Here is a 25,108-nt window from a genome sequence, read left to right on the forward strand (position 1 = left end):
TCCACGCCTGCCCAAACCCGTCCTCCAAGGAGGCACCACACAGTGCGCATCGACCATGCGACTTCCCCACCCTCACTCACGGCTGTGCCGGAGGCCGCTCGCCAGCCCAGGGTCGTCGTCGCTCTCCACGAGGGCTTCTACGGCGCAGAGTCGGGCACCGGCTTCAGCAACCGCGCTTTCCTCACGGCACTGGCCCGGCTCCTGCCGGCAGGCCGCCTCTCAGTGATCACCCCGCACGTGCCCGAGGCCGCGGGAGCGCACGATCAGCGGTGGGCCGGCGAGGTGCGGCAGATGCTGCGGCAGGCCGCAGCCGAGGTCATCACGATCCCGAAGGTCAACGCGCCGCCGGACTCGGTCCGCGGCTCGGTTCAGCTGTGCGACCTGGCGGGCGAGGCGGCCATACGCATCGCCGCGCGGGCGAGCCGGTGCCTCCTCGTCGGCCTCGACATCCCGTTCCTCGGGCTCGCGCCCTACACGTCGCCGACCACGGACCTGCTGCTCGTGCCCCGCTCCACGACCGCGCTGACGCGGCCCAAGGACGTCTCCCGCGTCCGCTGGGAGCGGGACGCCCTGCGGGCGGCGACACTCCGAGGTGCGCGCGTCGGGGCTATCTCCTCCCACATGCGAGGCCACCTCGTCGTCAACTACGCCGTCCCTCGGTCGAGCATCGTGAGCATCCCGAACGGACTGATCCGTGAGGAGATGGTCAGGCCGACCACGGCTCTGCCGCTGCCTTTCAAGGCCCGCGCCGGATTCCTTCTCGCCATGGGCCGCGCAGTCCCGACGAAAGGCTTCGAAGATCTCCTGGAGGCGTTGCGCCTGCTGAAGGAACGCGGTGTCCCCGTTCCTCACCTGCTGCTGGCTGCCGTGACCTCGGAGGAACACAAGCACCCCTCCTCGTACCAGCAGGACCTGGCTGTACACATCCGCGCGCACGATCTGGACGCGACTCTGATCCCTCGCTTCACCCCCGCGATCCGTGCCTGGCTGCACAGCCCGGCCCTACGCGCGGTCATCGTTCCCTCTCGCGAGGAGCCCTTCGGCCGGATACCCCTGGAGGCGTTCGCAGCCGGTGCTGGCCCGGTGGTCGCGACCACGGCCGGCGGCCTGGCCCAGACCGTCATCGACGGCGAGACCGGCTTCACGGCCGCACCGCAGGACCCCAGGTCCCTGGCATCCGCCCTGCACCGGGCCCTGACCGTCCTACCTCGAGAACGCGATCGGCTCCGGAGCGCCGGGGCGGCCCTGGTGCGCTCCCGCCACGACTACGAGGCCAGCGTCGGTTCCGTCATGGACCGCATCGCCCCTTGGGCGCTGGCGCGGTCAGCCACCGCGGAGGGCCGCGCGCGATGAACCAGCCGGTGGTGCTGATCAGCCTGGAGTCCCCGCACTCCTTCTGGCGGCTGTCCTCCGAACACGAGCGTGCGCTGTCCGCCGCCTTCCCCGGCATCGAGTTCCGTAGGGCGACCGAGGAGGCCGTGCCGCACCAGCTGGCCGACGCACACGTCTACTTCGGGTGGCGATTCGCGCCCTCGTGGCTGTTCGCCGCGCCACATCTGAAGTGGATCGCTTCCCCGGCCGCCGGCACCGACCATCTGCCCGTCGCCGAGGCGCACTCCGTCGGGGTGGCCCTGACCCGCTCGTACGGCTTCCACGGCAGGCCCATGGCCGAGCACGCAATGGGCCTGGTCCTGGGTTTCTCCCGCGGGTTGTTCACCAGCCAGCGCGTCCAGCGGAACCGTGGCTGGTGGAAGGACGACCTGGCCGAGGAGTTCTTCGACCTGGCGGGGGCGACGATGACCATCGTCGGCTGCGGCAGCGTCGGACGCCACCTCGCCCAGGTCGCTCGGGTCTTCGGCATGAACGTCATCGGAGTGCGCCGGACACCGCGTGCGGCTTCCGAAGGCGGGATCACGTGGGTCCACACGACGGCGGTGCACCAGGCGGTGTCCGTCGCCGACGTAGTGGTCAATCTGCTGCCCGCGACCCCGGCAACGGACCGCTACTTCGACCATGACCTCTTCTCGGCGTGCAAGCCCCGCTCTCTCTTCCTCAACCTCGGCCGCGCGGCAACCGTCGACCAGCCGGCCCTCCTGGCTTCCCTCGACACCGGCCACCTGCGCGGCGCGGCCCTGGACGTGTTCGATCCGAAACCGCTACCCGCCCGCCATCCGCTGCGGCTCCACCCCCGGGTCGTACTCACCCCGAAAAGCTCGGTGTTCTGCCGCGCGTACATGGACGAGGCGGTGGCGTTCTTCGCCGACAACCTGCACCGCTACCTCTCGGGCCAGCCCCTCAACGGCCTGGCCGAGGCGCCCGCCACCCGCTCTCCGCTCGTAGGAGGCTGACCAATGCCCACCGCAGGCCACGACGACCTTGCCGCCGCCTTCGCCGCCGCAGGCCGCAACCACCCCTACCTGGCCTTCACCCTGAACTCGCTGTGCAACCTGGACTGCGTGTTCTGCAAGCCCCGGTGCATGCCGGACTACGGGCACAAGGACCGACCCCTGACCGCCTCCGACTACGCGGCCATCGCCACCGAGGGCGGGGCCTGGAAGATCAGGAAGGCACACTGCTCCGGCGGTGAACCGACCCTCCGAGCCGACATCCTCGACGTCATCGCGGGCCTCGCCGACGGCCTCGGGCCCGACGCCGCGATCGGCATGACCAGCCACGGCAACCTGCGCCGGGGGCTGAGCGTCGAACAGCTCCACCACGCCGGCCTGACCTACCTCAACCTCAGCCTCCACAGCCTCGACCCGGCGCGTTCCGCCGCGATCATGGGCGGCGGCGACCCGCGCACCACCCGGAGCACCCTCGACGCCGCCCTCTCCCTCGGCCTGCGAGTGAAGATCAACTGCGTTCTTCAGCGCACCTACGTGGACGACGCCTTCGCCGTGGCCGAACTCGCCCGCGACCTGCCCATCGCCGTCCGCCTGATCGAACTCCAGAACATCGGCCCCGCCCAGGCGCTCTTCGACACCGAGTTCATCACCGAGGCAGAGGTCCGCGACCGTCTCCACGAGTGGTTCGCGAACGCCGGTGAAGTCTCCCGGGACCAGCTGGGCGTCCGCAGCCCCGGGCAGTACCTCCGTCCCGACGGCTGGGCGGGGTCGATCGGCTTCATCTCCAACTCCAGCTGCGCCACCTGCTCCGACGCCAACCGGATCAAAATCACGCCCACCGGAGTGGCGCGGCCCTGCATCCTGCACAACCGCGACATCCCCCTGAAGCCCCACCTCGCCGACGGCACCCTCGGCGACGCGTTCACCCACCTCTTCCAGGCCATGCTCGACCGCAACACCAACGACGCCTGGCAGGGCTTCCACTACGTCGACTACGACCTGCGCTGGGACCGGATGGAGCGCCCCGAAGGCACACCAGTCCTACCCCTGCTCCCCGTCCTCCCCACGGGAGCGGCCGGCCCCTCCTGCGCCCGCGCCTCCACCGGGGAGCGGTGATGGTCGTGGTCGACGCGCCGCCTCTCTACCAGGGACTCGGCGCTCTGTACGAAGGCGAGCTGGACGCTCACGGCGTCGGGGCCGTGATGCTCACCCACAAGTGGCAGCCGGCCGATCTGCTGGCTCCGCACTCCGACATCGACGTACGCGTTCTCCTGCGCCAGGCACCTGTGGACTGGGAAGAGTGGAATCACCGCCTGGCCGCCGCACACGCCGCCGCAGTCGGCCGGCAGGTCTCCCATCGACGTCTCCTGGAGCACCCGCCCGGCTTCGCGTTCACCGTGATCGAGGCGGACGGGCGGCTCGTGTCCGCGCCGGAACTCGCGACCTGGTCACTGATCAGCGGCAGCGCGCGGGACTTCCAGCGGTGGAAGTCCCGGGCCCAGATGGCGCCCTGGTGCGCGGTGGACGAGCGGTTCTATCGGGGGATCCTCCAGGCTCGGATGGCCGGCCGATACCAGCTGGCTGCGGACAGCACGGACAACGTGGTCGAGGACGTCGCCGCTTACCGGCGCCACTGCGTGGCGTGGCACTACCTCGCTCCGTGCTGGTTCGCCGCCGCGGCACTGGCGACCCGTACCCGCTGCCCCGGAAAGACGGCGGCCCTCACCCAGTGGCGGCCGGAGGGACTGGACGGATACGCCGAGCTGTTCCTCCGGCACTCGGAGCACCATGCCGATGTCCGACCACGGAGTCCGCGCCACCTGCTCCGCGCGGCCCATGTAGCTCTGGAGGCGGCCATGCGCCGCGTTCCTGACGGGGACCGCCCAGACGGCCAGGGGCATGAGCACGCTCGTACTGACTGGGTGATGACGGCCGGCATGCTCCGTGTACGTGTCGCCCGCTGGCTGTACTACCTCGATCCGCCGCCCGGCGTGGCGACCGAGTACCTGATCCAGCGGGAGGCGAAGGAACTCCGCTCCGCCGCCCAGACCTTGACCGCGCTGGCGGCAGAAAAGACCACACCGGCCCAGCAGCTGGCCGCCCGAATGGCGGCGTTGATCCCGACCGGACCGACCACCGCCGACACGCTGCGCGTGACCCTCGCGCGCTGGCACCGGGAGAAGACCACCGTCCAGGACTTCCTCAGTCTCACGCCCGATGACGTCCACCTCTGACCCAAGGAGTCTCGCCAATGACCGCGCGTGCGCCAGTGCCCCGCACCCTCAAAACCGCGAAGGTCAAGATCACCACGAAGTGCAACCGGCACTGCGACTTCTGCATCTTCGCCGACGGCGCCCAGGGCGAGAACATGTCCCTGTCGCTGTTCTCCACCATCCTGACCCGGCTGGAGACCATCCCCTTCCAGCAGCTGCACATCAACGGCGGCGAACCCACCGTGCACCGGGACTTCCCGGCGCTCAGCGACGCCGCCCGCACGCGGTTGCCGGACAAGGTCATGGTCCTGGGCACGAACGCCATAACCCTGGCCCGCAACCAGCCGATCATGGAGGCGACCCTCCGCTCATACGACCAGATCCTCATCGGCTGCGACGACGAACACGGGAACTACGACGAGGTGCACGCCGTCGTGCCCCGCCTCCGCGAAGCCGGCAAGACCGTGGTCGTCAACAGTGTCCTGGAAGGCATCAGTTCCACCCGGCTCACGCAGCTCGGGGCGCTGTGTGAGCAGTACGGCGCCATTCATGTCACCAACCACGTGCACCACGTCGACGTGGGCCAGCCGGCGAACGAGCTGCGCGGCCTCTGCGACCGCTACCTCGACCAGCACCTGATGATCGAGATGGACGGGTCCTGCTACCGCTGCTTCAACGCCATGGCGAAGGACGACAGCGAGTTCAGCATCTGGGACGAGGACTTCGCGGCCAAGGTGTTCGCGCCGCGCGCGCACCACTTCCGGTTCTGCCTGCGCTGCCACGAGTACACCGACTCCGGCGCCGCACTCGTCCCCGCCCTCACCGTCTGACCGGGAGGTACACCACCATGCCCGCAGTCCTCGGACTGAACTTCCACCACGACACGGCCGCCGCGTTAGTCGTCGACGGCCGCATCTACGCCGCCGAGGAGGAGCGCTGGAGCGGCGTCAAGCACAACCACCCCACCCGCAAGGGCACGCTCACCGCCCCGACCCGCGCACTCCAGTGGTGCCTGGAGGCCGCCGGCATCGAACCGGAGGACGTGGACGCCGTCTGGGCGGCCTCCATGCGTCCCAACCCCGCGGCCGGCTGGTGGCTGGCCGAGGAGCGGGAGGAACTCGCCGCCCTCCTGCCCGCCCCTCTCGGCGAACACTTCCGCCTCCTCTCCCACCACACGGCCCATGTGCTCTCCGGCTACCTGCTCTCCGGGCACGAGCACGCCGCGGGCCTCGTCATCGACGCCGGCGGCTCCTCACTGGGCTCCGACTTCGGCCCGGGCCGGGAGCGCATCACGGGGTACGACCTGTGGCCCGATCGCATCGACCGCCTCCACCAGGGCATGCCGGCCGTCGTGCCGGGCCCGGTCGGGCCCCGGCGCGTCCACTCCTCCCTCGGGCACTTTTACCGGAACCTCGCCCGGCGGGTGATCCCGCCCGGCGATGAGCCCGAGGGCAGCATGATGGCGCTCGCGGCCTTCGGCGATCCCCAGCGCTACGGAACACACATCCGCGAACTGGTCCGGCTCGGCGACGAGGGCGAGGTCCGCATCGACCACCCGTGGGGTTCCGCGGACGGCAGCACGCCGCTGCTGCTCGATGGCCGGGCCTGGACCGTCGACAACGTCGCGGAACAGCCGGAGCACAAGCGTGCCGACCTGGCCGCCGCCGTCCAAGAGGTCTTCGCCGGATCGGTCGTCCACATCGCCCGCCACCTGCAACGACTCACTCGGGCCTCAGCGTTGGTGTTCTCGGGCGGATGCGCCCTGAACTCCCACCTCAACGGCCAGCTGGCTGCCGACAGCGGCTTCGACACCCTCTTCGTCGCGCCCGCCCCGCACGATGCTGGCACAGCCGTGGGCGCCGCGCTCTACGGCTGGCACTACCAGCTCGGGCAGGAGCGCGTTCCGGTGCCGACCGACGCGGCCTGGGGCCCCGATCCGGGCGCGCTGCCGACGACGCCGAGGCCGTCCGGCTACCACGCCTTGCCCCACCTCGGGCTCGGACTGGCACCCACAGTGGCGGCACTGCTGGCCGAGCACCGCATCGTCGGCTGGGTGCAGGGACAGCTCGAATTCGGGCCGCGTGCCCTCGGTCATCGCTCGATCCTCGCCCACCCCGGTCACGCCGCCACGAGGGACCGACTCAACACGATCAAGAAGCGAGCCGCGTACCGCCCGTTCGCGCCGGCCGTCCTCGCCGAGCACGCCACGGAATGGTTCATGTCGGCGGGCGACCCCTTCATGAACCGTGTCGCCACCGTACGACGGTGCCGAGCCGACCGCGTCGCGGCGGTCACCCACCACGACGGCACCGCCCGCGTCCAGTCCGTCGCCGCCGACCACCAGGGCCTGCGCGCTCTCCTTGAGCAGTTCCGCGACCTCACCGGGCTGCCGCTGCTGCTGAACACATCCTTCAACCGCAAAGGCACCCCGATCCTGCGGACCGCTGAGCAAGCCCTGGGGGCGGCGGTGGAGCTGCGCCTCGACGCCCTCGCCGTCGGGGACACCCTGCTGCTCGCCGACCACGTCCCCGATCCCCGTGCCTCGTCCCTTCGTACGAGGTGAGGCGGATGGACCCCATCGATCTCGACCACGTCCTGACCGTGCTCGGTGCCGCCGCGTGGAGCCCGGACGAGCAGTCCCGCGCCCGCGTGGCCGCTGGCCTCGCGCTCACTGTCTACGACGGCCACACCCGCGACCAGGGCACCCCATACCTGGAGCACCCTCTGGCCGTCGTCAGGCTCCTGCGAACGGAGATCGGCGTCCGGCGCCCCGAGACCCTCATCCTCGCCCTCCTCCATGACGCCTTGGAGGTGGCCCCTGAGTCGGAGGCACTACTCGTCCATCACCTCGGCGGCCCGTTCACCGCCCGCCTGCGTGCCATGACGGCCGACCACCGCCTCGAACAGCGCCCCAAGTCCGACGGCGACGAGACCCGCTGGCGCACCAAGCAAGCCGCGCTCCCGCCCGAGGACCTCCTCGTCCGGCTCGCCGACCGCCTGCACAACCTGCGCGACCTCGCCGCGTCCCCGAACCTCGACCGGTGCCGACGGTTCCTCCAGACCCTGGGCGATTTCCACCTCCCCCTCGCCGACGCCGCCCGCGACCTCGACCCCCATCTGGAGACCATGCACGCGCGCCTGCACGCCGAGTACGTCCACCACATACAGGAGGTACGTCCGTGAAACGGGTCGTCTACTCGATGGAGCCGGTCGGCCGGACCGGCGGCCGGGTCTACCTGCGGATGCTCCACGAGGTGACGGCCGACGACGTGGAATGGCGCACCGTCCCGGACCACAAGCGGACCTACCGGGTCCGCCGCTGGCGCAAGCTCCGCCACCTCGCCCGCCTGGCCCCTTCCATACGGGCGCTGCACGGCACCACCGGCACCTTCGTGTGGGACGACCTCAGCCTGCTGTTGTTCACGCCCGAGATGCGCGCCCGCACGGTGTTCCTCCTGCACCACTACGAGCCGCTCCAACATGACTCCGCCCCCATCGAGGCCATGCTCTGGGAGCGGCTGTTCCGCGTTCTGCCGCAGTGCGCCGCCGTCGTGTGCGTCGCCCCGTACTGGGCCGACCAGCTCCGCGCCCGCGGCGTCCGCAACGTACGGGTGATCTACAACGCCTTCGACATGGCCGAAGTAGAGCAGGCACGCGGTTACGACCGGGCCGAGTGCCGCGCCGAGTTCGGCCTGCCGCCCGACGTGATCGGCGTCTACGCAGGCAAGGCCGTCCACTGGAAGGGGACCGAGGAGGTCTCGGCAGCCCTGGCCGGCGTTCCCGGGCTGCGGGTGATCACCAGCGGCAGCAACACCATCGGCCTCGACAGCGCGCACTACGACGTCGAGCGCGAGCGGTACCTGCGTCTGCTGCGCGCCTGTGACGTCGGCGTCTTCCTCCCACGGATGCGGGAGGGCTGGAGCCGCTGCGCCGCCGAGGCTTTACTCCTCGGCCTGCCCTGCCTCATCCGCCCGGTGGCCGGCCTAGGCGACCTCGCCGCGCTGGCTCGCCAGCCGGCCCCGGACCTCCGCCGCCTCCCGGCACAGGTCCGGCAGCGCGCGGCGACACGCCACACCGAGGCCAAGGCCGCGTACGAGGCCCTGGCCCGGTTCGACCTGAACTACTTCGGCGACGCCTGGGGCAACCTCCTGGCGCAGGTCACCTGACCAGCGGCTAAGCCTGCGCGGCCAGCTTCTTGCTGGCGGCGTCCAGACGGGCCAGCACGCGGTCCCGGCCGAGCAACTCCATGGACTCGAACAGCGGGAGTCCGATCGTCCGGCCGGTGACCGCGACCCGGATGGGTGCCTGGGCCTTGCCCAGCTTCAGCCCGTGCTTCTCCCCGACGGCGAGCAGGACGGCCTTCAGGTCGTCCGCCTTCCAGTCCGCGACGTCGGCCAGCTCGGCGCGGGCGTCCGACAGGATGTCGCCGGCGCCCGCCTTCATCGCCTTGTTCCACGACGCCTCGTCCTCGACCGGCTCGTCGAGGAAAAGGAAGTCCACATAGCTGGTGATCTCGGAAAGCAGCGCCAGCCGGGTCTGGGCCAGGGAAGCCGCCGCCTCGAAGACGTCCTTGTCGAACGCCTCCGGCCGCCACGGCGCGTACGGGGCGACGAGCCACGGCGCGCAGGCGGCGGCGAACTGCTCCGGTGACAGGGCGCGGATGTACTCGCCGTTGAACGCCGTCAGCTTCTTCACGTCGAAGAAGGCCGGCGCGGTGTTGACGTCCTCGATCCGGAAGAGCTGTTCCAGCTCCTCGTACGGCCTGATCTCCCGGTCGTCACCCGGGCCCCAGCCGAGCAGCATGAGGTAGTTCACCATCGCCTCGGGCAGGAAACCCTCGGCGAGGTAGTCCTCCAGCGCCACCTTGTCCCGGCGCTTGGACAGCTTCTGCCGCTTCTCGTTCACGATCACCGGCAGATGCGCCCACACGGGCGGCTTGGCACCGAGCGCCTCCCACAGCAGCTGCTGCTTCGGCGTGTTCGACAGGTGCTCCTCGCCCCGGATGACCTGCGTGATTCCCTCATCCAGGTCATCCACGACGTTGGCGATCAGAAAGACCGGGGACCCGTCGCCACGGGCGATCACGAAGTCCTCGATCGCGCTGTTCGGGAACGCCGGCTCCCCGCGGACCAGGTCGACCACGACGGTCTCCCCCTCGTCCGGCGTCCGGAACCGCAGCGCCCGCCCCTCCTCGAAGGCCAGCCCCCGGTCCCGGCAGAACCCGTCGTACCCGAGGTGCTCCGAGCCCGTGCGCTCCTTCAGCTGCTCCCGGGTGCAGTCGCAGTAGTACGCCCGGCCGGCCGCGAAGAGCTGCTGAGCCGCTTCCCGGTGCCGGTCGGCGTTGTGCGACTGGAAGTACGGCCCCTCGAAGGCCGAGTCCTCGCCATGGATGCCGATCGCCGCGAGCGCGCTGATGATGCCCTCGGTCCACTCCGGCTTGTTCCGGGCCGCGTCGGTGTCCTCGATCCGCAGGACGAACCTGCCGCCGGACTGTCGCGCCACCGCCCAGTTGTAGAGAGCGGACCGTGCACCACCGACATGGAACATGCCGGTCGGGGACGGGGCGAAACGAACGCGAACCGGGGCAGTAGACATGCGCTCCAGGGTACCGACGCCGGACCTACGCCTCGGACCACTCGCCCTACCTCCGCACCGACGTTTTTCGGCCGACCCGTACTCCCCCTCGCCTGTCCCCTTCCACTGCAGGTGCGTGCCCCTGCCTCGGCTGACCGCTCGCCACAGCTCCAGCCGACCTCGACGGCAGCCACCCGGACACGCTCCACGCTCGCACGGATATGCGACGCGACGCCGGATACAAAGCCCCGCGACGCTGCCCTCGCATTCTCGATTGCGGACGCGATCGCGCCGTTCGTATCCTTCCGGGCAACGCGTTGACGGAGACGAGTAGCCAGGGACCACGCGAGCAGAGAGAGCCGCCGGCATCTGGGAAGGCGGTCTCGCGCCCCGAGGCGAAGACCCTCCCGAGCGCGGGGAGGAACGGCCCCCTCTTATGGCCCAATGCCCCGCCGGCCGGCCCCCGTCACCGGGCCAGAACGAGGCCGCCACTTGGTGGCGGTGAAAGTGCGGTGGTACCGCGAGTTGCCCTTCTCGCCCGCACTCCCAAGGGATCATGACGATGTCCTTCGGAGGACCGCAATGATCCAAAGCCGCGTACACGTCTCCGACCTGCGAGAACACGTCGGTCGTACCGTCACCGTCTTCGGCTGGGTGAACACCCTGCGCCTGCAGAGCAAGATGCAATTCGTCGTCGTACGCGACGGAACCGGCATGGTGCAGGTGACCCACGAGCGTGACAACGGGCCGCTGGAGGCCCGGCTCCAAGCTCTCACTCCCGAATCCGCCGTCAAGATCACCGGACGGGTCGTGGACGCCGCCCAGGTCAAGCTCGGCGGCCTGGAGATCGTTCCGGAGGCCGTCGAGGTCCTGAACCCGGCCGCCACCCCGCTGCCGATCGACGAGCAGACGGGGATCGAGCACCGGCTGGACTGGCGTTTCCTGGACGTGCGCCGCCGTCCCGCCGCCCAGCTGATTTTCGCCGTGCAGACCACCCTGGAACAGGGGATGCGCGAGTACGCCTACGCGCAGGGCGCCACGGAGATGCACACCCCCAAGCTCATGGGCACCGCCTCGGAGTCCGGAGCGGAGGTCTTCGAACTCGGCTACTTCGGCCGCAGCGCCTACCTGGCCCAGTCGCCCCAGTTCTACAAACAGATGGCGATCTCGGCCGGCATCGAGAAGGTCTTCGAGATCGGCCCCGTCTTCCGCGCCGAGCCGTCGTTCACCTCCCGGCACGCCACCGAGTTCACCGGCGTCGACGTCGAGCTGGCCTGGATCGACGGCGTCGAGGACGTCATGGCGTTCGAGGAGCAGATGCTCACCCACGCCATCGCCAAGGTCGCCGACGCCCACGGCGAGGCCGTCCGCGAGCGGTTCGGTGTGGAGATCACGGTCCCCACGACGCCCTTCCCCCGCATCACCATGGCCGAGGCGCACGAGATCCTGCGCAAGGGCGGCTGGCACCAGGAGGGGATCAAGGAGGACCTGGACCCGGAGGGTGAGCGGAGTATCAGCGCCCAAATCCGGCAGGCCGCCGGCCACGAGTTCGTGTTCGTCACGCACTACCCGGTGGGCATCCGGCCCTTCTACCACATGCGGCCGGCCGACGACCCAAGCGTGACCCTGAGTTTCGACCTGCTCTGGAAAGGGCTGGAGATCACCACCGGCGCCCAGCGCGAGCACCGCTACGACGTGTTGCTGAAGCAGGCCGCCGAGAAGGGCATGAGCCCGGAGCCGATGCAGGACTACCTGAACGCGTTCCGGTACGGGTGCCCGCCGCACGGCGGCCTGGGCATGGGCCTCGGACGCGTACTGATGGTCATGCTCGGCCTGGAGTCGATCCGCGAGGTCACCTTCCTCTTCCGCGGACCGAACCGGCTCACCCCATAGCCGACAGCTGCACTCTGACCACCTGCGATGTTCCGCCCAGTGCCTCGTCTGCTGAAAGCATGGACGGGTGAGTGTTCATGAACTGGGGCGCTGGGTGCCGGCTCGCCCGGAAGACCTGGCCGCGATGTTCGCCGAAGCCGACTTCCCGTGGTGGATCGCCGGCGGGTACGCGATCGAACTCGCCGTCGGTCGCGAGCTACGCCCGCACGGCGATCTCGACGTCTTGGTCCTCCGCCGCGACCAAGCGCTCGTGCGAGACCTGCTGAACGACTGGGATATGCACGTTGCGGACCCGCCTGGCGCGGGGCACCTGCGTCCCTGGCGTCCGGGAGAGACACTTGAGGCGCCCCTCCACGACATCTGGTGCAGACGCACACGTGAGGCACCCTGGTCAGTGCAACTCATGCTGGACGAGGCCGAGGGCGCGCAGTGGGTCTCGCGGCGCAACCCAGCGGTCCGACTTCCGCTCGGCCGAGTGGGGCGGAGGAGTCCAACCGGAATCCCATACCTTGCGCCCGAGGTGCAGCTCTTCTACAAGACGAAGGCCACACGGGCCAAGGACGAGACTGACTTCGAAGCGGTATTGCCGCTTCTGGACGAGTCGCAACGTGTCTGGCTAGCGGATTCGATCGCGGCGACCGCCCCAGACCATCCCTGGCGGAAACGTCTTTTGTCCGCGGCCCGAACCTGAGAGGCCAGCCGTCTTGAGCCGATGCCTCGACTGCCTGAGCCGGGCTCGCTCCGCTGCTACGGTCGCCGGTATGGCGCTCTCGGGTCCCGCAACACAGCCAGTTGATCTACGGGTGGAGCCGGTCGACGAGGTTCTTGATCGGGTTGAGCGGTGTCTCCAGGGGTCCCTGCTCCCGGATTCGGTGATCCGCAAGCGTCGGACCGTCGGGGCTCGGACAGACCGTGATACGTGGGTCCGGGTGGAGCGGCGCGTACTCGCCAAGATCCCAGAACAGGGGTGGAACGGCACAGAGTGTGCCGCACGTCTCGAAGGCGTCGCCCAGCCCGAATGGCACGGATGTATGGTCTGGCGAGCGGGAGACAGCTCGGCGATGTGGCGGGCGGACGAGACCGAGCTCCTGCCGAGCCCTCCTGTCGGCACCGCTGTGCTGAGCGAGGCTCCGAAGCTTCCGAACGAGTGGTGGAGGGGGTTGAACGCCACATTGGACGCGCTGGCGTCGCAGCCCACGAGGCGGATCGCCACGCCGGACACCGCCACTATCACCCAGGAGCTCGTCACTGAGTCCATCCGCAGTGTTTTCCCTGGGGACTTCGACACGACCGTCGAGCGGTGGGTGTCAGCTCACGCGGACCTGAACTGGGCCAATATCACCGCACCGGTGTTCAGTCTCTTCGACTGGGAGGACTGGGGCAGCGCGCCGCTGGGGCTGGACAGCGCGACATTGTGGGCGAGTTCCCTTGCGATCCCAGCCTTGGCTGATCGCGTGCGACGGGAGCGCCGGCGCGACTTCGAGACTCGGGACGGCAAGCTGATGACGCTGTTCGTTTGCTCAAGGCTTCTTGGTCCGTACGCGCACCCTGAGGATCCCCGGCTTCGGCCAGCAGGACGCATGGCCAAGGAGGTCATCAAGCAGCTCCAGGCCGGGTGATCGCGAGAGGTAGCTCTGCACGCCAAAGCCGGGGCATGTTCGACGGATGCTACTCAAGATCGAAAGCCGCCGATGCGGCAACAGCTACCTACCTGCGAGGGGACTGCCGCTCCACCTGCCTCAGTATGCGGCTGGCCAAGTCCATGAAGTTCGTGATCGACGGCGCTTCCACGATCAACAACCGTCCGTGGCTGCTGCCGTCGTCGAAACCGCATCCTGTGTCGCGGACCAACGGTGTCAGCCAGTGGACGGTCGGGCGCTCCGCTGCGAAGTAGACAACCGGCCGCGGAGACCATGACTGATCGGACAGGTGGCTCCGGCAGCTTGCTGCAGTGAAGCAGCCAATCGATGTAAGGGCATACGAGAGGCCCGCCACGCCGAGTTCAAGGGAGCCGAGAAGTGGTTCGGCGGTATAGCCGTCCCCGACGAGTTCGACGATCTCACTCTCGGGATGCTCGGCGACAAAGCCTGCTGGCAGGCTGTCCGGGTCGTTTGACTCCAACGCGTTGGCGATTGCCTCGAAGTCAACGTGGGTCAGCGCGGCACGGTCGACCAGGTTGGAGAGGTGTTGCTCCTCCTTGACCATGGCGACGGCTTCCTCGTGGCTCACATCGCCGATGTCCCACACTCCCCGAAAGAACCCGTATCCCTCTTCATCGATCTCGTCCTCAGGTGGCAGACCTAACGCCACATTGGCAGGAAGGCTGGGGTCAACCTCTATGTCCACGACCGGAATCACGGGCGGCTCCAAGTAGTTGTCAGCGACCTTCTGCCCCACCGTAACCCTGCCCTTGGCCCATTCACATCAGTCGCTTGCACGCCTGGTTGCGCTGACGATTGCCATCGCCGCTCTCGTCTCGTTCCGGTCTGGCCCCATGGCACAGGTATCCGGCGGGCCGCCGAGGCGCGGGTCTAGAACACAGCCCGAACGCGCTCTGTACTTCCGAGCGATGGCCGGGTCGCGCGAGTAGCTGAAGCGGACGCGCAGCCAGCCTCGGGGCGCCTGCACCATGTCGCTCGCAAGCTGCAAGCACAACGGCTGCTCCTGGCTGCGGACATACGGAGGTCCTGTTCCTCCGTGCCAGTACCATTAGCGGCGGGTGGGGGGAGCCCTGCGTGACCGGCCTGGCAGGCGTGTTCCAGTCGCGGTCTCTGTCCGCCTGGTGCCTCTGGCTCTCCGGGACAGCTGTGCACCGACCGAGGGTCCCGGGGAGAAGTGGGACTGGGACCACACATGACGTACGACATCGCAGCTCCCGAGCCCGCCGGGATGGTCGCCTCGCTGAGCTCGCTGGGCTACTCGTTGCCGGCAGCGATTGCCGATCTCGTCGACAACAGCATCTCCGCGAAGGCACAGAACATCGACGTCGAGTTCGCCTGGGCCGGAAGCGACTCCTGGATCGCGGTCGTGGACGATGGCGACGGCATGAGCCAGGAGGAACTCGTCACGGCCATGACCGTGGCGGCGCGAGGACCGGCAACGCCTCGCTCGCCCACTGATCTGGGGCGGTTCGGGGTCGGTCTGAAGTCCGCGTCGTTCTCCCAGGCGCGACAGCTCACCGTGGCGACAGCCTGCGACGGCCAGTGGCACACGCGCACGTGGGACCTCGACGTGGTCGAGAAGTACGGCGAGTGGCGGTTGCTCCACGGGGCCGACGACGACACCGCCGCCATTCTCCAGAGAGTCCGGCCTTGCGGCGGCCATGGCACGGTGGTGCTGTGGCGTCGGCTCAACGGCTATCACACCACCGCTGTCACCGAGGACGACGAGCGCACGCAGAAGCAGTTCTACGCCGAGGCGACACGCACCGAGGCGCATCTCGGCATGGTCTTCGCACGGTTCCTCGTGGGAACCCGGCGACGCGCTCTAAGGGTTTCAGGAACCGCCGTACAGCCCTGGGACCCCTTCATGACTGCTCATCCCTCGGTCCAGCGGCTGCCTGCCGAGGAACTTCCCCTGGGTAACGGATCGGTGAGGGTCGAAGCGTTCGTCCTCCCGAGCGCCCACCGCCTGACTCCTGATGAGTTCAGCCATGCGGCAGGACCGCAGGGATGGCTTGATCAACAGGGCTTCTACGTGTACCGGCGCAACCGTCTGATTCTTGCGGGGGACTGGTTGGGGCAGCGCGGGATGCGTCGCGAGGAGAAGTACAACCTCGCTCGCATCTCTGTCGACATCCCGGCTGGATCAGACGCCGAGTGGGGAGTAGACGTGCGAAAGTCCAGCGTCGTCCCGCCTGTCAGTCTACGACCCCACCTTCATCGCATCGCACGTCAGGCCCGCACGAGGGCCGCAGAGGTGCTGCGACACCGCGGCCAGGTCGCCGCACGTACACACGGCGATCCCCTGGTGTACGTCTGGAACGTACGTCGTGCCGACGGCCGGCTCACCTGCCGGATCAACCGCAGTCATCCACTGGTCCAGGCCACGCTGAGGCAGGGAGGCGCGAACCCCGCTGACGTCCGTGCTCTGATCCGTCTCCTGGAGGAGACGGTACCCGTCGCCACACTCCGTGTGATGCACGAGACCGACACCAGCGACGATCCCGATCCCTTCGGCGGGGCGGGTCCCGCTGACGAGACTGCGACCGAGGTCGCACAGCGCATCTACGAGTCCCTTGTCTCAGGTGGCCGTTCGCCTGCTGCAGCGCGCGAACGGCTGCGCACCATGTCTCCCTTCGACCAGCTACAGGGGTTCTGGAGTACCTGAGCCTGTTGTCGGTGGTCCCCCATACTCTGCTCCATACCGTCTCAGACCAGTTGGAGGTTCCCCGTGAGCTCCACCCCCGACGAACCCCTCGCAAAGGCGAAGCGGTTGGTACGCAGCTTCCTGCCACAGGACCGGCAGCCCAGCCCCGACGAGGTGCAGATCGCGGTCAACGCGATCTTCGGCATGCTGGCCGCACAGGGGGAAACTCTGGACCGGGACCAGCTGGCCAAGGAGATCGAGGCCATGATCACGGTGTTCCAGGAGCGTTCCCTGGGACTCGTTGACCCCAAGGGGCACGAGCCCTGGCTCCCTGAGGCGAAGAACAACCGTTCCTGGGATTTCTGGGAGCGATACCGCTGGTTCCTCGAGGATGTCGAGGACCTGCCGCTTTCGGTCGTGCGACGGCTGGACCAGACCTCGGACGAGGTCTTGAGCCAACTGGAGGATCCGCGGCGGCCTGGCCCCTGGCGCCGCAAGGGGCTCGTGATCGGCCAAGTGCAGTCAGGCAAGACCGGACAGTACATCGGACTCGCTTCCAAGGCGGTTGACGCGGGCTACAAGCTCGTCGTTGTTCTCGCCGGCATCCACAACGACCTCCGGAGCCAGACGCAACTGCGCATAGACGAGGGCCTGCTGGGCTTCGACACCCAGCACCAGATGCGCTCCAACGAGAACGGGGACTCCCGCACCATCGGTGCCGGACTCATGCCGCTGCAGGGCAAGAAGCTCGACATCGCGTCTCCGACGAACAGCTCCGAGAAGGGGGACTTCGGACGCCAGGCCGCAGCCACGATCAACTTCCCGCTCGGCAGCTTTCCTGTCGTGCTCGTCGTCAAGAAGCACTGGAAGATTCTCGAGTACCTGCGCAGGTGGGTGACCGACGTGCAGGGCACCGAGGGCGAGAACGGCCGCAAGATCGTGCGCGACGTTCCGCTCCTGGTCATCGACGACGAGGCCGACAACGCGTCGATCAACACGGTCCGCGATCCTGACGACGACCCCACCAGGACAAACAGGGCGATCCGAGACCTCATCAACAGTTTCGACAGGGCGGCGTACGTCGGGTACACGGCCACTCCGTTCGCCAACATCTACATCGACCCCGACGCAGACCACGACGAGGTGGGCGGGGATCTCTTCCCGGAGAGCTTCATCCGCAGCCTCCCCTCGCCCTCGAACTATCTCGGCCCGGAGCGCGTGTTCGGACTGCAGGTGGATGACGAGGATGAGGAGGACGTGCATCCGTTGCCGCTGGTGCGTCACGTGAACGACTCCGACAGCTGGTTGCCGAGCCGGCACAAGGCCGGCGACAGGCCCCGTGGGGATCTCCCTCGGTCTCTACGTGAGGCCGTTGCGTCGTTCGTGCTCTCGTGCGCGGCTCGCCGGGCCAGGGGCCAGGTAAGGGTGCACAACTCCATGTTGGTGCACGTGACCCGGTTCACGGCTGTGCAGAGCCTTGTCCGCGAACAGGTGGAGGACCACCTGCACTTCCTTGTGGACTCGCTCCGTGACCGGTACGGGAAAGGGCCGAAACTTCTTGCGGAGTTCCAGGAACTCTGGGAGCGCGACTTCGTTCCCACCACCGCGCACTTCCCGGCTGACGAGGCTGAACCGCTGACCTGGGAGCAGGTGTCGACGGAGCTTCTGGACGCGATCAGGAAGATCCAGGTCAAGGCGGTGAACGGCACTTCCCGGGACGCTCTCGACTACTACGACAACCGCAAGGACGGCCTCTCTGTCATCGCCATCGGCGGCCAGAAGCTGTCCCGGGGCCTCACGCTTTCAGGGCTCACGGTCAGTTACTACCTGCGCTGGGCCAACACGTACGACACGCTGCTCCAGATGGGCAGGTGGTTCGGGTACCGACCCGGGTACGAGGACCTGTGCAGGCTGTACACCACGCCTGCCGTCGAGGACGCCTACGTGGAGGTCACGGCTGCGACCGACGAACTACGCCGCGAGGTCGAGGAGATGGCCACGCTCGGTCTTACACCCCGGCAGTTCGGTCTGAAGGTCCGCTCGTCGTCGCTGGGGCTCATGGTCACTGCGGCGAACAAGATGAGGCAGAGTGAGAGGATCCTGCTCAGTTACTCCGGCGAGGGGCCGGAGACGGTGATCTTCAACCTTGCCGACCGAGCTGTGAAGCGTAACTTCAAGTCGCTCGAGGACCTGGTGCGGCACCTCGACGGCATCACGGAACCCGAAACAGCGGTCAGCGGCGGCACGGTGATGTGGCGGGGGGTACCGCCGGAAGTGGTCTCCGAGTTCGTGGCCTCCTACGAGACCGACCGCATGGCCCAGAGGGTCCGTCCCCGACTCATCGCAAAGTACATCGAACAGTGTGCCAAGGTGGGTGAGCTGGGCAACTGGACCGTCTGCCTGGTAGGCAAGTCGGCCGCCACTCACGTGGACGTCGCCGGGCACTCGGTCGGACCAGTTACGCGTGCCCCGCTCAACCCGGAGTTCAGAACAGAGGGGCGGTACACGATCCGTCGTGTCCTCAGCCCGCGCGACGAGGGCCTCGATCTCGACGAAGCACAGCCTGAAGCGGCACGGGAGGCCGCTGGGAAAGCAGCGAAGCAGAAGGAGAAGACCTCGGTCCCGAAGCACCCGTCGGGTCCGTACCTCCGTCGTCAGCGACGTCCCGACCAAGCCCTGCTACTCATCTATCCCATCGAAGTACCAGGACCCGAGGACGACTCCCCGGAGCTGCCGCTGGTGGGCTTCCAGGTGAGCTTTCCCTACTCCCGTAACCAGTCGAAGACCGAGTACGTGGCGAACAGCATCTACCTGCAGGAGGACATCTACGCCCTCGACGAGGAGGACGACGCGTGACGGTCACCGAGGAGGACTGGCACGAGCTTGAGCGCCCTCACGACTCGCCAGGACGCTCCAGCCGTCGGTTGCATCCGGACTCCCCGCTGGACGTGTTCCTCTCCGTCGCCCATCCGGGGGGACAGCGCATGCTGGTACTCAGGGCCGACGCCCGCTCGGCAGACCACATCGTGCGTTCGGTTGGGCGACTGCCCCGGGCGGCCGGCATCGAGATGCAGCTGAGTGCGGTGTCCCGTCTCGAGTACGAACTCCAGTTGGTCCTCACGGCGAACGACCTCCGGGAAGTGTTCAACCCACTCGTGACCGACGTTGCCGACACCGCGCGTTCAGCGCCGGCCGCTGCCGACGCTCTGACAGCCGCCGTGAGCAGGTTCGAGCGCTGGCAGGATCTCCTGCGCACGGTTGGCACGGACGGGCTGGGAGCGGAGGCGCGGAGGGGACTCTACGGGGAACTTCTGGTGCTTGGTAACCACCTCCTGAGCACCCTGTCCGAGATCGAGGCTGTGGAGTCCTGGACGGGACCGACAGGCGCCAACCAGGACTTCCAGCTCCCCGGAGTCGCGATCGAGGTCAAGGCAAGTGCCGCGAAACACCCCCGCAGCGTCCGCATAGCGAGTGAGCGACAGCTGGACGACACCGGTGTCCCGCACCTGCTGCTGTGCATGATGGTGCTCGACGAACGACGGGGTGGGTCCGGCGAGAGCCTGAACCGTCGTGTGGAGCGCGTCCGGGGGCACCTTGCCAGCGCTGCTGCCAGGGCCCGATTCGACGGCCTGCTGATCCAGGCAGGTTACCTGCCCGGGCATCACGATCTCTATGAAGAACCTCGATACACCGTTCGTGACCTGCGCTTCTGGCACGTTCGGGATGGCTTTCCCAGGCTTGTCGAGTCGGACCTTCCCGAGGGCGTCAGCGACTGCACCTACCACGTGACCGTCTCGGGGTTGGACAGCTACCTGGCGTCAGTCGACGATGTGAGCATGTTGATCGGGGGAGCCCATGAGTGAGCAGGACCTGGCCGAGTACTCCCGGAGCCTCGTCGCTGACGTTCAGGCGACCGCGGACGCCGAGGGAACGACAACTCCGGAAGCGTTCACACACAGGGTCCTGTTCGACCTGGAGAAGGCCGGCGTCGTCTCCAACACCTTCAGCGCGTACCACAAGGCCCACGGTCACGAGATCCATGCGTACGGCATCGGAGAGGCGGGTGAGTCCTTGGACCTCTTCCTCACCGACTTCCACCTGGCCCCGCTGGAGACGAAACTCACCAAGGCCCAGACCGAAACCTCGTTCAAACGGCTGTTGACCTTCGCACGTCGTTGCCAGGAGGGCCTGCAGCAACATATTGACGAGTCCTTCGACGTGTACGACATGTGCGAGGCGGTCGAGAAGGCCCTGACCGAGGTGCAGAGGATCAGGCTCTTCCTCCTCAGCAACCGCGTCGCCACGACCGTGGAGGTCCCGCCCACCCACTTCGACGGCCTCCCGGTCGTCCACGAGGTGTGGGACCTGGCGCGGCTGCACCGTCACGAGACGTCGGGATCGCTCAGCGAGCCCATCGTGGTTCCCTTCACGCCTCCGCTGCCCTGCGTTTCCGCTCCGAGTTCGGAGCGGGACCATTCCGTCGTGCTCGCTGTGATACCCGGAGAGTTGCTGGCGGAGCTGTACGCGGAGCACGGGACACGGCTTCTCGAACTCAATGTGCGTTCGTTCCTGCAGGCCCGTGGTTCCGTGAACCGAGGCATCCGGGAGACCCTGTTGCACGCGCCCGGCCGCTTCCTGGCCTACAACAACGGGATCACGGCAACGGCCTCCCAGGTCGACTTCGTGACAGGCCCGGACGGAGAGCCGACCCACATCTCCCGCGTACACGGCCTCCAGATCGTCAACGGCGGGCAGACCACGGCGTCACTCCACTATGCCCGGTCACGGGACAAGGCCGACTTGTCCCAGGTCCGGGTCCAGATGAAGTTGACGGAGGTCTCGCCCGAGCGTCTCACCGAGATTGTCCCCAAGATCTCGGAGTACTCGAACACGCAGAACCGGGTGACCCAGGTCGACTTCAGCTCGAACCACGAGTATCACGTGGCGATCCAGCGGATCACCCGTTCCCTCTGGGCTCCCGCAGCCGACGGCAGTGGTCAGGAGACCCACTGGTTCTACGAGCGGGCACGCGGCCAGTACACGGACGAGCTTGCCAAAGCCCGTACGCCTGCCCGGCAACGCCAGTTCAAGAGGATCAACCCGACGAAGAAGAGGTACACCAAGGCCGATCTGGCGAAGTTCGTCCACTCGTGGATCCAGCTGCCCCACCTGGTGAGTCGGGGTGCACAGAAGAACTTTGTCGAGTTCATGCTGCGTATCGACGAGGCGCCACCACGTGTCGACATCCAGTACTGCCAGCGGGTGATCGCAATGGCGATCCTGTTCAAGGCCGTGGACCAGGTTGCCGCCGGCCATGGAGCGGGCAGTCACAAGAGCCTTGTGACGACGTACACGATGGCGAGACTGTCCCTGGCCACCGAGCAGCGGATCGACCTTGACCGGATCTGGCGTGAGCAGGGAATCTCCGCCGCCCTGGAAGCCGCGGTGGACGATCTGTGCCCCCGCGTCATGGAGGCGGTGACGAACCCGCTGGAGGGCAACCACGTGGGCGAGTGGGCCAAGAAAGTGGGGTGTTGGGACGCCGTTTCACGAGTGCGCTGGACGGTCCCCGACGCCCTGGCGGCCGAACTCCTGGACCTGCCCCTGGACGAAGCAGCACTGGCCGGCGGCAGCCCGGACGCCGAGGGGGCGGTCGAGGAACTCCTGATTGTGCCAACCGGCGAGTGGTACGCGCTGGAGCGGTGGGCCAAGGAGACGCACAACCTCGAACCCTGGCAGAGGCAGCTGGCCCAGTCCGTCGGGAAACGGATGGAGAACGGCCAAGAGGTGCCCGAAACACAAGCACTCCAGGCCCTTCACGCGCGTAGCGAGGCTCTGCGCCTGGGGTTCACTCCTGCTCAGTGATGGGACCACGCAGGTCCTGAGTCCTCGGTCAGAGCATGCCCTTCTCGACCAGGTCCCTGACAGCGTCCTCGGCCCGCCTCAGGACAATCCGTCCGTCACCGTCACTGAAGGCGACGAGATCGGAGCCCGGTGCGATGCCGGCCTCCGCCAGCAGGCCGAGCGGCAGCTCGATCCGACCCTGATCATCGACATGGAGTTCGGCTGGTTCCCGGAGCATGGGAAGAGTGTGGCACCCTCCGAGTCGAGGACGTCTACAGACTGGGAATGTGGTCATGAATGGAGGAGGGCTAACGCCGGACCGTGGGTGGGTCGCCACTCCGGAGGGTGAGCACCTTCGCGGCCGGCGCGTGAGGGACACCAGGCCGGAGGTGGCCCTCAGGAAGGCGGTGCACCGGCTGGGCCTCAGGTTCCGCCTTCACCAGAGGGTGGCTCCCAGGTGCACGGCCGACTTCGTGCTTCCCAGATACCACGTGGCCGTCTTTGTTGACGGCTGCTTCTGGCACGGCTGCCCGAAGCACGGCCCCAAGGTGTTCCGCGGACCGAACGCCGAGCGTTGGACGGACAAGATCGAGACCAACAGGGCCCGAGACAGACGCAACACGGAAGCAGCGGAGGCCGCCGGATGGACCGTGCTCCGGGTCTGGGAGTGCGAGGTCAAGGCCAGTCCAGCGGCGGCAGCACTCATGGTTGCCGAGCGGTGTTCGGCTCCTACTCGCGTGACTGGGCAGGAACAGGCTGCCGACCGTGCGTCCCACTCAGAGCATCCGTGACCAGGTCACCCGCAGCACTTTCCCTGCCCGCGCAGTAACTACTGAGAGGACACTGATCACAGAGAGGATTCTTCGCGTTGCACAGGGTGCTTCCGATGAGTCGTAGCGCAGCCATGCGCAGGGGGGCCTTTTCTCCTGCACCGACGAGCTTCACCAAGTGCACCCGGCCGTCACTGAGCCGGTTGGTGCGGTCAGAGTCGCTGTCGTGCAGCCGGGCAGCGACGCGCAGCGCACTCTGTCCCACCCACAGAAGGTCGTCATCGATCAGCAGCCGGTAGAGCGCGCCCTCGGCTGGTTTCATCCCCAGGCGCTTGGGCAGCTCCTTCTGCTTCTCCTCGTCCTCGGACCAGACACTTGACTTGCCGGCCACGGCGGTCAGCCTGTCGAGGCGCGCCCGAACGGCTGCCGTGGGGGCTGATTCAAGGAGAGTGCGCAGAGCGGACTTGGTCAGAGTCGCGTGCTCCCGGATCGTCTCGAGCATCTCGTGCATCTGACCGGACTGCACCCGGGTTCCCGCCAACACCGCCACGACCGCCGCGTGCACTGACGACAGCTTGGGCAACTGGTACCAGTTCTCCCCGTTGCGCTGCCGTTCCGCCCAGGCAGTCAGGTCCTCGCGGGCCGTGCGCCAGCGGGGCTGGAGTCCGCCTTCCCCGGCCTGGCACCCCTCGACAGGCAACAGCACTTCCGCGGCGGCCTTACCCAGGAGGGGTGGCACCGCGTTGCCGATCTGCCGGAAGGCGTCACTACGCGTCCCAGCGAACCTGAACCGGTCCGGGAAGGTCTGTACCCGTGCCGCCTCCCGAACGGTCAGGGTGCGGTTCTGGTCCGGATGGATGTACCAGTAGCCGTCCTTGGCGATGTGGGCGGTGATCGACCTGCTCAGGTCGTCCCAGTCAAGCTTCTTGTACTTGTCGGTGAAGTGCTCGGCGCTGTACCGCTGGAGCTCCGGGTCGATGTCCGAGTACAGGGTGTCGGAGTCCATGCTGTCGAAGATCACCCAGTCGTCCGGCCTGACCCTCCGGGTCATGTGGTCGAAGACGACCTCACGCTTCGCGCGCTTGCGCATCTCCCTGGCAAAGTCGGACAGATCTTCGGAGGGGGTGCCGTAGGCCATCTCACGCTCGCCGACACGCTCCGTGGGCACCACGGTGAGAGGAGGGAGGTCACCAATAGCATGGCGCAGGGTGGTGCGTTCGTCCTCGGCGACCTCCTGCTGCCACTCGAACCTCTCGATGTCGTTCCTGGCCAGAAGGATGAGCCGCTTCCGGTGCTGGGGTACTCCATAGCGCCATGCGTCGACAAGGCGTACCTGGGTTGCGTAGCCGAGCTCCTCGAGCTGCTGCTCGATCACGCGGACCACGAAGAAGTCGTCGCCGAGGCCCATGTCCGGGACGTTCTCCATGAGGACGGCGCGCGGCCTGATCCTCTTTATGACGTCCAGGTACGCGCTCCACAGCTCTTTACGGAGGTCGTGAGGGTCGCGGCCATGGTGCTCTACGAGGTGGCGGATCTTGCTCCGCCCGGCCCTGCTGAACGGCTGGCACGGCGGCCCCCCCGCCACCAGATCGATCTTCCCCTTCGCCGGCTCCAGCAGCTCCTCGAGCCTGTCACGCTCGGCTGGGTTCCCCAGGTCCATGTGCAGACTCATGCCGGGGAAGTTGGCCGCATGGGTCTCAAGGGCACGCTCGTCGAAGTCGACAGCGGCTGCAGTGGTCCAGCCAGCTCGCTGAAGCCCAAGACTCAGACCGCCTGCTCCGGAGAAGAGGTCCACGGCGAGGCGACGCCCCTTGCCGTACCCTTCGAGCCACTTTGCGAACCGCTCGGGCCTGCAGCTGTGCCGGTGCCGTGGGAGCTTGAGATAGTCGCTCCGTTCCAGGGGTACGCCATAGTGCGACTCCTGCACAGCACGCACCTCCACACAGCGAGAACAACGAGCACCAGGAGATCACAGACGCGCTGGTGGAGGCAAGGATTCCACCACGCTGACCTCCGGAAATCCCGTGAGACCGATGCTGCGCTCTGCCGGGTACCGGCGCGAGTCCGCGCGGCCCCCCAGTCCTCGGCTTCGAACCGACGTTCTGGTGCGTTACCAGAGGCAATCGTAGAGGACAGCAGTGACAGCGTCGCTCCCGGGGCC

20 protein-coding genes are annotated in these 25,108 nt (G+C 67.7%); 16 read left to right on the forward strand and 4 right to left on the reverse strand.

Annotated features, from left to right (window positions below; genetic code table 11):
- Positions 1-42: 42 nt before the first annotated feature.
- From SCATT_RS13625 to SCATT_RS13660, 8 genes are read left to right on the forward strand one after another with little or no spacing between them, the layout of a single operon-like run.
- Positions 43-1,353: a glycosyltransferase family 4 protein gene (locus SCATT_RS13625; protein ID WP_014143646.1), complete on the forward strand. Its 1,311-nt coding sequence runs from the start codon at positions 43-45 to the stop codon at positions 1,351-1,353.
- Positions 1,350-2,348, forward strand: coding sequence for a D-2-hydroxyacid dehydrogenase (locus SCATT_RS13630; protein WP_014143647.1), 999 nt, complete (start codon positions 1,350-1,352; stop codon positions 2,346-2,348). The genes SCATT_RS13625 and SCATT_RS13630 overlap by 4 nt, the downstream gene beginning before the upstream one ends.
- Before the next feature lie 3 nt (positions 2,349-2,351).
- Complete coding sequence (locus SCATT_RS13635; RefSeq protein WP_014143648.1) at positions 2,352-3,461, forward strand: radical SAM protein; 1,110 nt, start codon at positions 2,352-2,354, stop codon at positions 3,459-3,461.
- The gene (locus SCATT_RS13640) at positions 3,461-4,579 is read left to right on the forward strand and encodes a hypothetical protein (protein WP_014143649.1); all 1,119 of its coding nucleotides are present in this window, start codon (positions 3,461-3,463) and stop codon (positions 4,577-4,579) included. The genes SCATT_RS13635 and SCATT_RS13640 overlap by 1 nt, the downstream gene beginning before the upstream one ends.
- Positions 4,580-4,596: 17 nt before the next feature.
- Entirely contained in the window at positions 4,597-5,388 is a 792-nt protein-coding gene (locus SCATT_RS13645) for a radical SAM protein (RefSeq protein ID WP_014143650.1), read from the forward strand.
- A 17-nt stretch (positions 5,389-5,405) separates the two neighbouring features.
- Complete coding sequence (locus tag SCATT_RS13650) at positions 5,406-7,121, forward strand: carbamoyltransferase family protein (protein WP_014143651.1); 1,716 nt, start codon at positions 5,406-5,408, stop codon at positions 7,119-7,121.
- Positions 7,122-7,126: 5 nt separating this feature from the next.
- The gene (locus SCATT_RS13655) at positions 7,127-7,741 is read left to right on the forward strand and encodes an HD domain-containing protein (RefSeq protein WP_014628040.1); all 615 of its coding nucleotides are present in this window, start codon (positions 7,127-7,129) and stop codon (positions 7,739-7,741) included.
- Entirely contained in the window at positions 7,738-8,724 is a 987-nt protein-coding gene (locus SCATT_RS13660) for a glycosyltransferase (RefSeq protein WP_014143653.1), read from the forward strand. The genes SCATT_RS13655 and SCATT_RS13660 overlap by 4 nt, the downstream gene beginning before the upstream one ends.
- A 7-nt stretch (positions 8,725-8,731) precedes the next feature.
- Here the strand turns inward: SCATT_RS13660 and gltX are convergent, their stop codons facing one another.
- Positions 8,732-10,105: a glutamate--tRNA ligase gene (gltX, locus tag SCATT_RS13665; RefSeq protein WP_014143654.1), complete on the reverse strand. Its 1,374-nt coding sequence runs from the start codon at positions 10,103-10,105 to the stop codon at positions 8,732-8,734.
- A 609-nt stretch (positions 10,106-10,714) separates the two neighbouring features.
- On the opposite strand from gltX, the gene aspS reads away from it, so the two are divergent.
- The 3 genes from aspS to SCATT_RS13680 all read left to right on the forward strand — a co-directional run bounded on the left by aspS (position 10,715) and on the right by SCATT_RS13680 (position 13,644).
- Entirely contained in the window at positions 10,715-12,025 is a 1,311-nt protein-coding gene (gene aspS / locus SCATT_RS13670) for an aspartate--tRNA(Asn) ligase (protein ID WP_014143655.1), read from the forward strand.
- Between the two features lie 124 nt (positions 12,026-12,149).
- Positions 12,150-12,716 (forward strand): nucleotidyltransferase domain-containing protein, encoded by a 567-nt coding sequence (locus tag SCATT_RS13675; RefSeq protein WP_014143656.1) that lies wholly within the window; start codon positions 12,150-12,152, stop codon positions 12,714-12,716.
- Positions 12,717-12,786: 70 nt separating this feature from the next.
- Positions 12,787-13,644, forward strand: a complete 858-nt coding sequence (locus tag SCATT_RS13680) for a hypothetical protein (protein WP_041824717.1) — start codon at positions 12,787-12,789, stop codon at positions 13,642-13,644.
- Between the two features lie 88 nt (positions 13,645-13,732).
- Here SCATT_RS13680 and SCATT_RS13685 read toward each other — a convergent pair whose 3' ends face one another.
- On the reverse strand, positions 13,733-14,422 hold the full coding sequence (locus SCATT_RS13685) for a hypothetical protein (protein WP_014143658.1): 690 nt from the start codon (positions 14,420-14,422) through the stop codon (positions 13,733-13,735).
- A gap of 456 nt (positions 14,423-14,878) precedes the next feature.
- Between SCATT_RS13685 and SCATT_RS13690 the strand changes: the two genes are divergently transcribed.
- From SCATT_RS13690 to SCATT_RS13705, 4 genes are all read left to right on the forward strand, one after another.
- A complete protein-coding gene (locus SCATT_RS13690) occupies positions 14,879-16,354 on the forward strand; it encodes an ATP-binding protein (protein ID WP_014143660.1) in 1,476 nt (491 codons plus the stop codon).
- Positions 16,355-16,417: 63 nt separating this feature from the next.
- Positions 16,418-19,189 carry a Z1 domain-containing protein gene (locus SCATT_RS13695; RefSeq protein WP_014143661.1) on the forward strand — a complete coding sequence of 924 codons (2,772 nt, stop codon included), beginning with the start codon at positions 16,418-16,420 and terminating at the stop codon, positions 19,187-19,189.
- On the forward strand, positions 19,186-20,196 hold the full coding sequence (locus SCATT_RS13700) for a PD-(D/E)XK motif protein (RefSeq protein WP_014143662.1): 1,011 nt from the start codon (positions 19,186-19,188) through the stop codon (positions 20,194-20,196). The genes SCATT_RS13695 and SCATT_RS13700 overlap by 4 nt, the downstream gene beginning before the upstream one ends.
- On the forward strand, positions 20,189-22,198 hold the full coding sequence (locus tag SCATT_RS13705; RefSeq protein ID WP_014143663.1) for an AIPR family protein: 2,010 nt from the start codon (positions 20,189-20,191) through the stop codon (positions 22,196-22,198). The genes SCATT_RS13700 and SCATT_RS13705 overlap by 8 nt, the downstream gene beginning before the upstream one ends.
- Positions 22,199-22,226: 28 nt before the next feature.
- On the opposite strand, the gene SCATT_RS13710 is transcribed toward SCATT_RS13705, so the two are convergent.
- Complete coding sequence (locus tag SCATT_RS13710) at positions 22,227-22,415, reverse strand: AbrB/MazE/SpoVT family DNA-binding domain-containing protein (RefSeq protein ID WP_014628047.1); 189 nt, start codon at positions 22,413-22,415, stop codon at positions 22,227-22,229.
- 55 nt (positions 22,416-22,470) lie between these two features.
- On the opposite strand from SCATT_RS13710, the gene SCATT_RS36425 reads away from it, so the two are divergent.
- Positions 22,471-22,968 (forward strand): very short patch repair endonuclease, encoded by a 498-nt coding sequence (locus tag SCATT_RS36425; RefSeq protein WP_078590731.1) that lies wholly within the window; start codon positions 22,471-22,473, stop codon positions 22,966-22,968.
- Here the strand turns inward: SCATT_RS36425 and dcm are convergent.
- Positions 22,907-24,874 carry a DNA (cytosine-5-)-methyltransferase gene (gene dcm, locus SCATT_RS13715; RefSeq protein ID WP_041824720.1) on the reverse strand — a complete coding sequence of 656 codons (1,968 nt, stop codon included), beginning with the start codon at positions 24,872-24,874 and terminating at the stop codon, positions 22,907-22,909. The genes SCATT_RS36425 and dcm overlap by 62 nt on opposite strands.
- Between the last annotated feature and the right edge of the window lie 234 nt (positions 24,875-25,108).

The sequence above is a fragment of the Streptantibioticus cattleyicolor NRRL 8057 = DSM 46488 genome, from assembly GCF_000240165.1.
GTDB classification, from domain to species: Bacteria; Actinomycetota; Actinomycetes; order Streptomycetales; family Streptomycetaceae; genus Streptantibioticus; species Streptantibioticus cattleyicolor.